10 protein-coding genes are annotated in these 14,136 nt (G+C 35.2%); 5 read left to right on the forward strand and 5 right to left on the reverse strand.

The window, feature by feature from the left end; translation table 11 throughout:
* Positions 1–323: 323 nt before the first annotated feature.
* The 4 genes from H4V97_RS10905 to aceB all read right to left on the reverse strand — a co-directional run bounded on the left by H4V97_RS10905 (position 324) and on the right by aceB (position 5,859).
* Complete coding sequence (locus tag H4V97_RS10905) at positions 324–1,124, reverse strand: TIGR00266 family protein (protein ID WP_209549723.1); 801 nt, start codon at positions 1,122–1,124, stop codon at positions 324–326.
* 363 nt (positions 1,125–1,487) lie between these two features.
* Positions 1,488–2,780, reverse strand: a complete 1,293-nt coding sequence (locus tag H4V97_RS10910; RefSeq protein WP_209549724.1) for an aminopeptidase P family protein — start codon at positions 2,778–2,780, stop codon at positions 1,488–1,490.
* 159 nt (positions 2,781–2,939) lie between these two features.
* The gene (aceA, locus tag H4V97_RS10915) at positions 2,940–4,220 is read right to left on the reverse strand and encodes an isocitrate lyase (protein ID WP_196851240.1); all 1,281 of its coding nucleotides are present in this window, start codon (positions 4,218–4,220) and stop codon (positions 2,940–2,942) included.
* A 37-nt stretch (positions 4,221–4,257) separates the two neighbouring features.
* The gene (gene aceB, locus H4V97_RS10920; protein ID WP_196851239.1) at positions 4,258–5,859 is read right to left on the reverse strand and encodes a malate synthase A; all 1,602 of its coding nucleotides are present in this window, start codon (positions 5,857–5,859) and stop codon (positions 4,258–4,260) included.
* Positions 5,860–5,978: 119 nt separating this feature from the next.
* On the opposite strand from aceB, the gene H4V97_RS10925 reads away from it, so the two are divergent.
* The 5 genes from H4V97_RS10925 (at position 5,979) to H4V97_RS10945 (ending at position 12,291) form a co-directional block, all read left to right on the forward strand.
* Positions 5,979–7,460: a helix-turn-helix domain-containing protein gene (locus tag H4V97_RS10925; RefSeq protein WP_196851238.1), complete on the forward strand. Its 1,482-nt coding sequence runs from the start codon at positions 5,979–5,981 to the stop codon at positions 7,458–7,460.
* A gap of 476 nt (positions 7,461–7,936) precedes the next feature.
* Complete coding sequence (locus tag H4V97_RS10930; RefSeq protein WP_196851237.1) at positions 7,937–8,602, forward strand: succinate dehydrogenase cytochrome b subunit; 666 nt, start codon at positions 7,937–7,939, stop codon at positions 8,600–8,602.
* A 12-nt stretch (positions 8,603–8,614) separates the two neighbouring features.
* The gene (locus H4V97_RS10935; RefSeq protein ID WP_196851236.1) at positions 8,615–10,615 is read left to right on the forward strand and encodes a fumarate reductase/succinate dehydrogenase flavoprotein subunit; all 2,001 of its coding nucleotides are present in this window, start codon (positions 8,615–8,617) and stop codon (positions 10,613–10,615) included.
* 82 nt (positions 10,616–10,697) lie between these two features.
* The gene (locus tag H4V97_RS10940) at positions 10,698–11,444 is read left to right on the forward strand and encodes a succinate dehydrogenase/fumarate reductase iron-sulfur subunit (RefSeq protein WP_196851235.1); all 747 of its coding nucleotides are present in this window, start codon (positions 10,698–10,700) and stop codon (positions 11,442–11,444) included.
* A 79-nt stretch (positions 11,445–11,523) separates the two neighbouring features.
* Positions 11,524–12,291, forward strand: a complete 768-nt coding sequence (locus H4V97_RS10945; protein WP_196851234.1) for an amidohydrolase — start codon at positions 11,524–11,526, stop codon at positions 12,289–12,291.
* Positions 12,292–12,295: 4 nt separating this feature from the next.
* Here H4V97_RS10945 and H4V97_RS10950 read toward each other — a convergent pair whose 3' ends face one another.
* The gene (locus H4V97_RS10950) at positions 12,296–13,963 is read right to left on the reverse strand and encodes an Ig-like domain-containing protein (protein ID WP_196851233.1); all 1,668 of its coding nucleotides are present in this window, start codon (positions 13,961–13,963) and stop codon (positions 12,296–12,298) included.
* Between the last annotated feature and the right edge of the window lie 173 nt (positions 13,964–14,136).

Raw genomic sequence — 14,136 nt, forward strand, 5'->3', positions numbered from 1 at the left:
GTTTTAGATTGCTGGAAAAAAAAGAGCTTCCATTTCTGAAAGCTGTAATTTATATTTCCTATCAGGTCTTTTTTTTTACTTGTAGGAATTTCGGAGCAGTAAACCGTTTTAAGCATAGAAATTATTGTAAAAAATTTTCATTCCATTTTTCATAACCTAAATTCAACATTTAGTTTGTCATTCCAACGAAGGAGGAATCTCATCAGACTGATTGCCTAACGGTGATTCCTCCTTCGACGGAATTTAGTAATTTGGAAACAAGTGAGATCCTTCCTTCGTCAGGATGACAATTTGTTGTTGAAATCTTGCATGTCTAAAAAAACTTAAAATCTTCTATCTCCATCGAGCAAACTTCCTAATCCGCCTAATAAACTACCTTCGTCTCGACTGCTTCCGCCTGCTTTTGGCGCAGAAGCAATAATTGTGTCCGCGAGGCGGCTGAAAGGTAAGGATTGTACATAAACCGTTCCGGGGCCGCGAAGTGAGGCATAAAATAATCCTTCGCCGCCAAAAATAGAATTCTTGATGCCGCCGATAAACTCAATATCATAATCGACATCTTTGGTGAAACCAACAATACAACCAGTGTCTACTTTTAAGATTTCGCCAGCGGCTAATTCTTTTTTGGCTAATGTTCCTCCCGTATGTACAAACGCCATTCCATCTCCTTCTATTTTTTGCATGATAAAACCTTCGCCACCAAAAAGACCGCGACCGAGTTTTTTAGAAAATTCGATTCCAACGGAAACGCCTTTCGCAGCACAAAGGAAAGAATCTTTCTGGCAAATGAATTTTCCGCCAAATTGGGTTAAGTCAATTGGGATAATTTTTCCGGGATACGGAGCGGCAAATGAAACTTTACTTTTGGTATTGTTTTGATTGATAAATGCGGTCATGAAAAGGCTTTCTCCTGTCAGAACCCTTTTCCCGGCACTTAAAAGTTTGCCAAACAATCCGTTTTCCTGTCCGGATCCGTCTCCAAAAATGGTTTCCATTTGGATATTGTTATCCATCATCATAAAACTGCCCGCTTCGGCAATAACGATTTCCTGTGGATCCAATTCTATCTCTACATATTGCATTTCATCGCCATATATGTGGTAATCTATTTCGTGTGCTTGCATGATTTCTATGTTTTAAGTTTTTGTTTGAATTTTTTTAGCCATTAAGAAATTAAGTTTCATTAAGAATTTACACTTAATTTTTCTTAATGCCTTACTGGTTTTAATGTATCAATGACCATTAAATAAGTATGGTGATCACTTCTAAAGTTACAGTTTTATAATTGATTTAACATTTTAGTTCTTCTGAAAAAAAAATGTTGTCTATAGCCCTGATGGCAGTGATATCCTCTTGTGGAGTGGGAACGGAACAAGAGATAAAACGAACAGCAGGAGGGAACGTTGTTTTGAAAAGCGATAATTTCTGCTCCAAAAAAAAAACAGCCTAGATTGCTCTAGACTGCCTATTTTATAGCTTTTTAAATATTATGCGTTCATTAAATCTTCGATTTCCTCCACTTCAATAGGAATGTTGCGCATCATATTGAAGGGTTCGCCACTTTCTTTAACGATGATGTTGTCTTCCAAACGGATTCCGAAACCTTCGGCAGGTATATAAATTCCCGGCTCTACGGTGAAAACCATATTCGCTTGCATAGGTTCGGTCAGAATTCCGTAATCGTGCGTGTCCAATCCCATGTGGTGGGAAGTTCCGTGCATGAAGTATTTTTTATAGGCTGGCCAGTCTGGATTTTCGTTTTGCACATCGGCTTTGTCAATTAATCCCAAACCTAGCAACTCAGAAGTCATGATTTTCCCCACTTCAATATGGTATTGTTTCCAAAGTGTTCCCGGAGCAAGCATTTTAGTAGCTTCGTTTTTTACACGTAAAACAGCATTGTAAACTTCTTTTTGTCTGCCCGTAAATTTTCCTGAAACAGGAATGGTTCTAGACATATCACTGGAATAATTAGCATATTCGGCAGCAACATCAAGTAGAATCAAATCACCGGCTTGGCATTGTTGGTTGTTTTCGATGTAATGCAATACATTCGCATTATTTCCCGAAGCGATAATTGGCGTGTAGGCAAAACCTCTGGAACGGTTGCGAATGAATTCGTGAATCAACTCGGCTTCGATTTCGTATTCGGTTACGTTTGGTTTCACGAAAGGCAATATTCTTCTAAAACCGAGTTCGGTAATATCACATGCTTTTTGGATTAAATCCAACTCTTCGCTTTCTTTTACAGATCGCAAACGTTGCAATATCGGGTTGCTTTTTGCGACAGCATGAGCAGGATATTTCTCTTTCCACCATTTTACAAAGCGCGCTTCACGGGTTTCAGTTTCCACGGTTGCACGATAATGTTCATTGGTATTTATGTAGATTGTATCAGAATGAGTCATCATTTCGAACAAGATTTTTTCAAATTCCTGCAACCAGTAAACGGTTCTAATTCCTGAAACTTCAAATGCTCGGTCTTTCGTCAGTTTTTCACCTTCCCAAATTGCAATGTGTTCGCTGGTTTCTTTCAGGAATAACATCTCTCTTTGGTGTTTGTAGGGCGCATCAGGAAAAAGTAATAAGATGCTTTCTTCTTGATCAACTCCGCTTAAATAAAAAATATCGCGGTGTTGTGCAAATGGCAAAGTGCTATCGGCAGAAACGGGGTAAATATCATTAGAATTAAAAATCGCTACACTTTTTGGCTTCATTTGAGCCGTGAATTTTGCACGATTTTTTATAAATAAGTCACGGTCAATTTGATGGTATTTCATAACAATTCGGTTTATACTTTTAATTACTCAAAAATACTAAGTTTAAATTGTTTTTAGTTATGAATTTGATAAATTTTAAATAAAAAAACACAAAGCGCAGAAGTTAAAATTTACATTTTAAATCCATACGCTTTGTGTTCTTAACTAAATAAGTTCTTCTTAAAACTGTGCTACTTCAGTAGAATCTTTCATGGCTGTTGTAGATGATTTTCCTGTGGTAACCGTATTTTGAACGGCATCAAAATAAGATGTTCCCACAAAACCTTGATGTTTTACGGCTTTGAAACCGTGTTTCTGCAATGCAAATTCTCTTTCTTGCAATTCAGAATAACCAGCCATACCTCTTTCTTTATACGCTTTTGACAATTCGAACATGCTTGTGTTTAAGGCGTGAAATCCAGCAAGAGTGATGAATTGAAATTTGTAACCCATTGCAGCAAGGTCTTCTCTGAACGTTTCCATTTCGGCAACAGATAATTTTGCAGCCCAGTTGAAAGATGGAGAACAGTTATACGCTAACATTTTACCCGGGAATTCTTTGTGAATCGCATCTGCAAATTGTTTGGCGTAAGCCAAATCAGGATTACTGGTTTCCATCCAAATCAAATCAGCATAAGGCGCATAGCTTAATCCTCTGTCAATTCCTTGTTCTACTCCACAATTTACATAGAAAAATCCTTCTCCTGTTTTCTCACCTGTAATGAATTTTGCGTCTCTGGGATCAATGTCGCTTGTTAATAAATTGGCAGCATCAGCATCGGTACGGGCAACAATTAAAGTTGGAGTTCCCATAACATCTGCTGCTAGTCTTGCTGCGATCAGTTTGTTGATTGCTTCTTGAGTAGGAACTAATACTTTTCCGCCTAAGTGACCGCATTTTTTTGCTGAACTCAATTGATCTTCGAAGTGAACACCAGCAGCACCTGCTTCAATCATCGATTTCATTAATTCAAAAGCATTTAAATTTCCTCCAAAACCTGCTTCGGCATCGGCAACGATAGGAACTAAATATTGTTTTTTATCGGTTGTGCCGTTTACAACTTGTATTTGATCGGCACGTAAAAGTGCGTTATTAATTCGTTTTACTACCAATGGAACACTGTTGGCAGGGTATAAAGATTGGTCTGGGTACATTTCGCCGGCAACATTTGCATCAGCGGCAACTTGCCATCCGCTTAAGTAGATTGCATCAAGACCTGCTTCAACTTCTTGAATGGCTTGATTACCTGTTAATGCTCCAAGTCCAGCTACAAAATCTTGAGAATTAAGTTTGTTCCATAGGTTGTTAGCTCCAATTTTTGCGACGCTGTGCTCTATGATGTAAGACCCTTGTAATTTGATAACTTCCTCAGCAGTATAAGGGCGTTCTACTCCTTTCCATCTTGGGTTAGTGATCCAGTCTGCAACTAATTCTTGAATTCTTGTTTCTGTTGTTTTCATTTTTCTGCGTTTTTATGGTTGTTTGTTAATAGATTTTTTAGATGTATTTATATCCTAGGATTGTCAAAAATTCGATGAAATTGTCATTTACAACAAGTATGTCTAGCAGTTGTTCCGCCAATCTGTATTTTTGTTTTTCATGATTTTCATCTCCAACAATTTTTCTTATTTTTTCAAATTCTTCCATTGCCATTCGGTGGTAGTATTTCTCGTTTAATACTTTTTGATTGTCTAATACCACTTCATTTTTAAGCCACTGCCACAATTGTGATCTTGATATTTCGGCAGTAGCGGCATCTTCCATAAGATGGTGTAAGGCCGCAGCACCTTGTCCGTTTAGCCAGGAAGCGATATACAAAACAGAAATGCTAATGTTTTTTCTAACGCCCTCTTCGGTGATTGTTCCTTTTGGAGTTTCTAACAAATCTTTTTCGGTAACCTGTAAATCTGCTCTTTTTATATGAATTTGATTTTCCGTTGGCATGTGTTTGTCGAAAATTTTCATGGCTAATGAAACCAAATCCGGATGCGCTACCCAAGTCCCGTCGTGACCATTTTTAACTTCACGTTCTTTGTCGGCTATTACTTTGTTGAAAGCAATTGCGTTAGCTTCGTCGTCATTTTTTATCGGAATTTGAGCGGCCATTCCGCCTATAGCATGTATGTTTCTTTTATGACATCTTTGAATAACCAGTTGTGAATAAGCGCTCATGAAAGGTGAAGTCATAGTCACTTGATCTCTATTTGGAACAATAAATGCTGGATTGTTTCTTAATTTTTTGATGTATGAAAAAATGTAATCCCATCTGCCGCAATTAAGACCAACGATGTGATCCTTCAATTCAAAAATGATTTCATCCAATTGGAAACTGGCCGTTATGGTTTCAATTAAAACGGTCGCTTTGAATGTTCCGTTTGGTACTCCCAAATATTCCTGTGTAAATTCAAAAACTTCATTCCACCATCTTGCTTCTAAATAATGTTCCAATTTTGGAATATAAAAATAAGGCGCCGTTCCATCTTCTATCAATTGCTTGTAATTGTGAAAAGCGTACAAGCCAAAATCAATGAGTGATGCTGAAGTTTGTTGACCATCAATCAGAATGTTCTTTTCTGGTAAATGCAATCCTCGAGGTCGAACTATTAATACTGCCGTTTTTTCGTTTAGACTGTATTTTTTATTTTTTTTAGTGTCTTCTAAAGCGATTGTTCTGTTTACGGCATCTTTCAAGTTTTGTTGCCCGCTAATCAAGTTACTCCAGGTTGGTGAAGTACTGTCTTCAAAATCTGCCATGAAAGTTTTTGCCCCCGAATTAAGTGCATTAATAACCATTTTTCTATCAACAGGACCGGTTATTTCGACTCTTCTGTCTAATAAATCTTTTGGAGTTTTTCCAGCTTGCCAATTGCTTGCTCTAATGCTTTTTGTTTCGGCAGGAAAACTTGGTAATGCTCCTTGGTCAAACAAGACTTGTTGTTTTTTTCTGTCTTCTAATAACAAAAGTCTTTTGTCATTAAATTTTTGGTGCAAGTCTGTTAAAAAATCAATTGCCTCATCCGTCAATATTTCTGGATAATGGCCATTTGTTTCAGTTGAAAACTGTAACATTTTTTCTGTTGTTTCGGTTTGATGTATCATGGTTAATTCGTTTTACATGACAATAGTACAAAAAGTTTTTTACAAAACAAGCGAACGTACGCTAAAAATGTAAAAAATATTTTTTTGACGTTTTTGTTTTTTAGCGTATCTTTGATTTTATGAACATAGAAAAGGATTATATAAAGTTGATTTTTGGGCTCAAGCTCAAGCAGGCTCGTACAAACAAGAACTTGTCGTTATTTGGTTTAGCTAAGATTACCGACCTTTCAAAATCGTACTTAAACGAAATCGAAAAAGGAAAAAAATATCCTAAAACAGATAAGATTATTCTTCTGTCTGAAAAATTGGATGTTTCATACGACCATATGGTTTCTTTAAAACTGGATAATAATTTGGCGCCTATCGGTGAAATTTTAAAATCAGGGATTTTAAAGGAGATTCCTTTGGAAATTTTCGGGATTCAGGAAAATGATCTTATTGATATCATTGCGAATGCTCCCGCGAAAGTAAATGCGTTCATAAGCACCATTATTGAAATTGCCCAGCATTATAATTTAACTCGGGAAAGTTTTTTCTTGGCTGCTTTACGTTCTTATCAAGAAGCGCATAATAATTATTTTGAAGATTTGGAACAAAAAGTATTGCAGTTTTCGAAAGCCTTTCATATAAATATTGACACTAAAATTTCAATTGAAGAATTATCTGCTATACTAATTGAGGAATATGGTTATACCATTCAGGAACTCGTTTTTTCGGAACAAGAACAATTGGGGGATTTAAGATCGATTTTTGTTCCAAAAAGCAAGACTTTGTTGCTTTCATTAGATATTGATGAGCCTCAAAAAGCATTTATTTTGGCCAAAGAAATTGCTTATAATTACCTTGAAATAACCGAAAGACTGTATACTTTTAGTTGGATAAAATTTGATAATTTCGACCAGGTTCTTAATAATTTCTATGCTTCGTATTTTGCCGGAGCATTACTTATTCCTAGACAACAACTGATTGATGAGTTGAATTTATTCTTAATGAAAACAGATCCAAAACCACAGGAAATGATTCAGTTGATGGGTAAATTCAATGTTTCACCGGAATCTTTTTATCAAAGATTGACTAATATCTTACCAAAAGATTTTCAATTAAAGAATCTATTTTTTCTGCGATTGTCTCATAAAATTGGTGCTGATACTTATCAAATTAAAAAGGAACTGCATATTACGAATCAGCAAGAGCCCCATGCTAATGAAATGAATGAGCATTATTGCCGAAGATGGGTTTCAATCAAGACGATAGAGAATGCAATGAAACAAAATAAAAGTCACTTTTTTGACGCGCAAATTTCGCGTTATGACAATAGTAGTAATGAGTATTTAGTCTTTTCTTCAGCAACATTGGATCCGTTCAAAAAAGATTGTTTAAGAAGTATTTCGGTGGGAATATTGATCACTCCGAGTGTGAAGAAAAAATTCAAGTTCATTGATAATAAATCCATCCAAAAACAAATTGTGGGCGTAACTTGTGAAACGTGTGCGGTTAAAAATTGCCTAGAAAGAGCATCTCCACCAATTCAGTTAGAGCAGAAAACCCGAAATGAAAATACAGATTTAATAGTGCAACAATACATGACTAAATTCAGTTAATTTGTTTGCTTCTATTCAATTTGGAAGATGTTTAGGCCTTTTTTTGGGTTTTCCAATTTTAATGTTTTTAGCTTAATCAGACTTTTTGTTGAAAAATGCATTTTCGTATTCCAATTTCTTGTTACTTTTTTAAATGTTTTGCTTGCAAATGGTGTTAAAAAATCACAATCTTTTAAAAATGTAAAGGATTTTTTTTGAACTATTTTATGGATTTAAAAATAGATAACATTCAAAATTATGGATTCGATAATTTGATTCTAATTATTGGTGAAATTCATAAAAATGGAATCCTCAGTTTTTCGCATTTGTTCAATTGAATCACTATGGTTTGGCGCGGTACGCTGCAGTTTCAGAAGCTCTTTTAATGGGTTGTGTTTAACACTTTAAAATCATTATAAATAACAGCGAAAAGGTTGTAGTTCTTTACTATTTGCTTTATTTTTGTAGCATTTTTAAAAACAATTTATATAAATCTTATGGCAAAATCTGCATTATTGAAATCGTCAATAGCAAAAAAAGTAGCTATGGCACTTTCAGGACTTTTTTTGATGTTGTTTCTAGCACAGCACTTTTTTATCAATATGACATCGGTTTTCAGTGCCGATACTTTTAATTCAATATCCCATTTTATGGGAAATAACCCTTTAGTTCAATTCGTTATTCAGCCAATTTTAATTATAGGGGTTGTTTTTCACTTTATTATGGGTTTTGTTCTAGATTTTCAAAACCGAGCTGCCAGACCAATTTCTTACGCAAAGAACAACGGCGCGGCTAATTCTTCTTGGGCTTCAAGAAATATGATTATTTCTGGTTCAGTTGTTTTGGCATTTCTTGCATTGCACTTTTACGATTTTTGGTTCCCAGAAATGGTTTATAAATATGTTGATGTTAATCCATTGGAGCCAACAAGATATTTTCATGAATTAGCTGAAAAATTCGAAAGTCCAGTACGTACAGGATTGTATTCTTTGTCATTCCTTTTATTGTCATTGCACTTGTGGCATGGTTTCAATTCTTCTTTTCAATCAGTAGGATTCAATAACAAATATTCAAAATCTTTGCATACATTAGGATATGCTTTTGCAATTGTAGTTCCTTTTGGTTTCATTTTCATTGCATTATTTCATCATTTTAATCATTAATATTAAATTATAATGGCATTAGATTCAAAAATTCCTAGTGGTTCAATTTCGGACAAATGGACAAATTATAAAGATCATATTAATTTAGTAAACCCTGCTAACAAACGTAATTTAGATATTATTGTAGTTGGTACAGGTCTAGCTGGAGGTTCTGCTGCTGCTACATTAGCAGAATTAGGATATAACGTAAAAGCATTTTGCTTTCAAGATTCACCGCGTCGTGCGCACTCTATTGCTGCTCAAGGTGGAATCAACGCTGCAAAAAATTATCAAGGTGATGGAGATTCAACCTTCCGTTTATTTTATGATACTGTAAAAGGGGGAGATTATCGTGCGCGTGAAGCAAACGTACATCGTCTTGCGGAGGTTTCTACAAATATTATTGACCAGTGTGTGGCTCAAGGTGTTCCTTTCGCTCGTGAATATGGGGGGTTATTGGACAACCGTTCTTTTGGAGGTACATTAGTTTCAAGAACTTTTTATGCAAAAGGACAAACTGGACAACAATTATTATTAGGTGCGTATTCAGCAATGAATCGCCAGATTGGTCGTGGAAAAATTAAAATGCACAACCGTCACGAGATGCTGGATTTAGTAATCGTAAACGGAAAAGCAAGAGGAATTATAGCGCGTAACTTGATTACTGGAGAAATAGAAAGACATTCGGCTCATGCAGTTGTTATTGCTTCTGGAGGATACGGAAACGTATTTTTCCTTTCGACTAACGCGATGGGAAGTAATGTTACTGCGGCTTGGAAAATTCATAAAAGAGGGGCGTATTTTGCAAATCCTTGTTATACACAAATTCACCCAACTTGTATTCCGGTTTCTGGAGATCACCAAGCGAAATTGACATTGATGTCTGAATCGTTGCGTAATGATGGGCGTATTTGGGTTCCTGCAAAGTTAGAAGATGCTAAAGCAATTCGTGAAGGAAAATTAAAACCAACCCAAATTGCGGAAGCTGACAGAGATTATTATTTAGAAAGAAGATATCCAGCTTTTGGAAATTTAGTGCCTAGAGATATTGCTTCTCGTGCAGCTAAAGAAAGATGTGATGCTGGTTTTGGAGTAAATAAAACAGGAGAAGCTGTTTATTTAGATTTCGCTGCAGCTATCCAAAGATATGGAGTTGACCAGGCAAGACTAAAGCATTTAGACGAAAAAGACGCTGCTTTAGTTATAAAATTAGGAACGGAAGTAGTTGCCAATAAATACGGTAACTTGTTTCAAATGTATGAGAAAATCGTTGATGAAAATCCATACGCAACACCTATGATGATTTATCCTGCGGTACATTATACCATGGGAGGAACTTGGGTTGATTATAACTTACAAACTACGATTCCGGGATGTTTCTCTATTGGAGAATCTAACTTTTCTGATCACGGAGCAAATAGATTGGGAGCTTCTGCACTGATGCAAGGTTTGGCAGATGGTTATTTTGTATTGCCTTACACCATTGGAGATTATTTGGCACCAGATATTAAAATGGGTACTATCTCTACTGATTCTCCAGAATTTGAACAAGCAGAGAAAAATGTTACGCAACAGATTGAAGCTTTAATGAATAACGGAGGTTCTAAACCAGCAGATTATTTCCATAAAAAATTAGGAAAAATCATGTGGGATAAAGTTGGAATGGCGCGTAATGCTAAAGGGTTAACGGAAGCACAAAGCGAAATTGCAGCAATTAGAGAAGAGTTTTATAAAGAAGTGAAAATTCCTGGAACAGCGGATAGTTTTAATCCTGAGCTGGCTAAAGCACTTCGTATTGCAGATTTTCTTGAATTAGGAGAGTTGTTTGCCAAAGATGCATTGCATAGAAACGAATCATGTGGAGGTCACTTCCGTGAAGAATATCAAACACCCGAGGGAGAAGCACAACGTGATGACGAAAACTTTGCGTACGTTGCAGCATGGGAATACAAAGGTAATCCTAGCGATGCAGTGTTGCACAAAGAAGAATTGATATTCGAAAACGTTAAACTAGTTCAAAGAAGTTATAAATAGAATTTAGTCAAAAGTTAAAAGTCAAAAGTCTTAAAGTAAAGGCTTTCGATTTTAGACTTTCAGACTTTCAAACTAAAAATATATGAAACTTACATTAAAAATATGGCGTCAGAAAAATGCCGCTGCAGAGGGTAAAATTGTAGAATATCCTATTGACGGAATTGAACCAGACATGTCTTTTCTTGAAATGCTTGACATTTTGAACGATGAATTAATCGTAAAAGGAGAGGATACTGTTGCATTTGACCATGATTGCCGTGAGGGAATTTGTGGGATGTGTTCTTTATACATCAATGGTGAAGCGCATGGTCCAGACCGTTTAGTTACCACTTGTCAATTGCACATGCGTAAATTTAAGGATGGAGACACTATCTTTATCGAGCCATTTAGAGCAAAAGCTTTCCCAGTAATTAAAGATTTAGTAGTTGATAGAGGTGCATTTGACAGAATCCAGCAATCTGGAGGTTTTATATCTGTAAACACATCTGGGAACACTATTGATGCAAATACAATTCCTATACCTAAACATGACGCAGATAGAGCTTTTGACGCAGCAACCTGCATCGGTTGTGGAGCTTGTGTAGCAAGTTGTAAAAACTCATCAGCTATGTTATTTGTTTCTGCAAAGGTATCTCAGTTTGCGTTATTGCCACAAGGTAAAGTGGAAGCTGCTGACCGTGTAATGAATATGGTAGCGCAAATGGATGCGGAAGGTTTTGGTAATTGTACTAATACTGGAGCATGTGAAGTAGAATGTCCAAAAGGAATTTCTCTTGAAAATATTGCCAGAATGAACAGAGAATATTTATCTGCGAGTTTGAAAGGATAAACTAATATCTAATATTTATTAAACGCATTCAATTTAAAAGTTGAATGCGTTTTTTTTATCTTTATAAAAATAATTTTAAATGAAAGTTACCTTAATCCAATCGCCTTTAATTTGGGAAAACCCAAAACGAAACCGAAGCTATTTCGAAGGAAAAATAAATTCGATTTCTAATACGACAGATCTGATTGTACTTCCTGAAATGTTTACGAGCGGTTTTACCATGAATCCCAGAGCTGTTGCTGAAACCATGCAAGGCGAAACTGTTTTATGGATGCGGTCTTTGGCGAAAGCCAAAAACTCTGCCATAACAGGTAGTGTAGTTATTGAAGAAAATAATACTTTCTATAATAGGATGTTGTTTGTTTTTCCTTCAGGGGAAATTCAGTTTTATGATAAAAAACATTTATTTACATTGGCCGGGGAAGATAAAGTGTACACCAGCGGAACACAAAAAGTTATCGTCAATTATTTAGGCTGGAAAATTTGTCTCCAAGTGTGTTATGATTTGCGATTCCCTGTGTTTTCTCGAAATTCGGAAGATTATGAACTTTTAATTTATGTGGCGAGTTGGCCAAAAATCAGAATAAATGCTTGGGATGCCTTGATTAAAGCTCGTGCAATAGAAAACATGAGTTATGCTATTGGGGTTAACAGAATAGGCGAGGATGATAATGGATATGAATACACGGGACACTCCCAAGTTGTCGATGTTCTTGGAGAGTATTTAGTGGAACCTACTGAATCCGAAGCTGTTTTCTCCATCGAACTAGACAAAGAGAAAATGATGCTGACAAGACAAAAATTAGGCTTTTTGAATGATAGGGATGCTTTTGAAATTAAAAGTTAATAATTTATTTATTCTTGTTGTCCGTTTTCTTTTTCGGTTCAGGAATATAGGGAAGACTCAAATCAAATACTTGATTTACATCCCAATTCGCGCGAACATCAATTTCTTTTGATAGATAAATAACTTCTTCGGCTTGACGTTTTTCTAAATAATTACCTGAATCCCATTCCTTATTATTGTTCACATCATAAATCACACGAAGAGAATATAAAGTTGGTTCGATTAAATTAAAATCTATCGAAGTGTTTTTGTCTGAATATTCAGTGGCTAAAACTTCTCCTTTTGGATTAGTTAGTTCTACAATTATAGGAAATTGCTTCACATTTTGCAAAGACACACTAAGGTTTCCAAATTCAGCGAAACTTTTTGTTTTTATTTTATATTCCAAAGTATCATTTGACTTTTCAAAAAAATCAATCAGCGCTCCAGGTTGAATGGTAAATCCGTAATCTTCAGAAGGTTCCTTCTTAAAATCTAAATACAGTTTTTGATTAAATTCGTCATATTCAGAAGTGAAAGGAATTGAAGTTCCGGCTTTGTTGACTAATTTGATTTTTGAATTATCAAATTTAACTAATGGTGTGGTTGTTTCAAAAGTCATTCGATCCCTGAAATTTAAAGTTTCATTTTGTAAAGCGGTAATGTTCAAAGTGTCTTTTTTCTGATCTTTAATTTTGAATTTGAAATCTTCTATGTATTTATCTTTGGCAACAGCTAAAGATAATGAATCTACTTTTATAGGTTTGTACCAAATTTGGAGAGAATCCTTTTTTGGTAATTGAGTAATAACAATTGCAAGTCCTGAAGCGTCGGAATCATCCCTGTTTTTTAAGATTATTTTCGGTCTTTCACTCGATGAACTTACTTTTCCATCATATCCCATGACTAATCTGTTTCCAGAAGCTTGACTAGGTTTGTAAGCTTTAAATGGGGGAACTTCCTTGAATAATTGTAATTCGTAAACGCTGTCGTTTGGAATGGTGATAAACTGTTTGTTAAATCCGATTTTGTCTTTTTTTGGATTAAATTTATTGTTGCTATTATAATCTTTCATTGCCACAAGAAGGTATTTTCCAGCTTTTAAATTCTCTATTTTAAAGGTTTTTAAACTATCAAGGGTGTTTGTTATGTATCTTGGATTGTCGGTATAAACTACTGAATCCTTAAATTTGTCATTTATTTCGTAAAGCATTACAGAAACAAATGGCTCTGCTTCTTTATTGTAGGAGTCTCTGACTTTCCCGCTGAGAGACAATGAATCGATATGGTCTCCAGTTGAAAATACATATTTAAATTGATTGTATGGATTTCCTTCGTTGTTGTCAGAGATACTTTGACCAAAATTGAAGCTATACGTTGTATGAGGTTGCAGCGTGTCTTTTATTTTAATAGTTATGAATTTACTGGCGGTGGTTGGTAATATCAATGGCTCCTGTTTCATTGGTGGAGATATGATTAACTGCTTATTAAGATTCTTTAATATGATGTTTTCGTCAAAGACCAATTTAATTTCATTTCCTTTGAAATTAGTACTGAAATTTTCAGGGAAACTCATTTTTAAAACAGGTGCGAGTGTGTCTTTTGAGCCTCCGGTTATCGTTCCTCTTTTGGCGCAACTGATTACTAACAGAATCAAAATCAGGGAAATATATCTTAAATTGTTTTTCAACATATCAAATTAGAATTAGAATCTACAAAATAACAATTATAATTAATGGAATTGAAACTTTTATGAAATTATTATGGATGCTTAAGTAGGTTTACTTTTAGGATTCTTCTTATTCTTTTTAGCTTTTAATGTGTAAATTTACCGCAGAAGAAATTTTGAGGTTTTTAAGATATACA

This window comes from Flavobacterium sp. CG_23.5 (assembly GCF_017875765.1).
Classification (GTDB): Bacteria; Bacteroidota; Bacteroidia; order Flavobacteriales; family Flavobacteriaceae; genus Flavobacterium.

Coding starts and splice junctions, on each gene's coding strand:
- H4V97_RS10905 (WP_209549723.1), bottom strand. CDS start 1,124: ATGCAAGCACACGAAATAGATTACCACATATATGGCGATGAAATGCAA.
- H4V97_RS10910 (WP_209549724.1), bottom strand. CDS start 2,780: ATGAAATACCATCAAATTGACCGTGACTTATTTATAAAAAATCGTGCA.
- aceA (WP_196851240.1), bottom strand. CDS start 4,220: ATGAAAACAACAGAAACAAGAATTCAAGAATTAGTTGCAGACTGGATC.
- aceB (WP_196851239.1), bottom strand. CDS start 5,859: ATGATACATCAAACCGAAACAACAGAAAAAATGTTACAGTTTTCAACT.
- H4V97_RS10925 (WP_196851238.1), top strand. CDS start 5,979: ATGAACATAGAAAAGGATTATATAAAGTTGATTTTTGGGCTCAAGCTC.
- H4V97_RS10930 (WP_196851237.1), top strand. CDS start 7,937: ATGGCAAAATCTGCATTATTGAAATCGTCAATAGCAAAAAAAGTAGCT.
- H4V97_RS10935 (WP_196851236.1), top strand. CDS start 8,615: ATGGCATTAGATTCAAAAATTCCTAGTGGTTCAATTTCGGACAAATGG.
- H4V97_RS10940 (WP_196851235.1), top strand. CDS start 10,698: ATGAAACTTACATTAAAAATATGGCGTCAGAAAAATGCCGCTGCAGAG.
- H4V97_RS10945 (WP_196851234.1), top strand. CDS start 11,524: ATGAAAGTTACCTTAATCCAATCGCCTTTAATTTGGGAAAACCCAAAA.
- H4V97_RS10950 (WP_196851233.1), bottom strand. CDS start 13,963: ATGTTGAAAAACAATTTAAGATATATTTCCCTGATTTTGATTCTGTTA.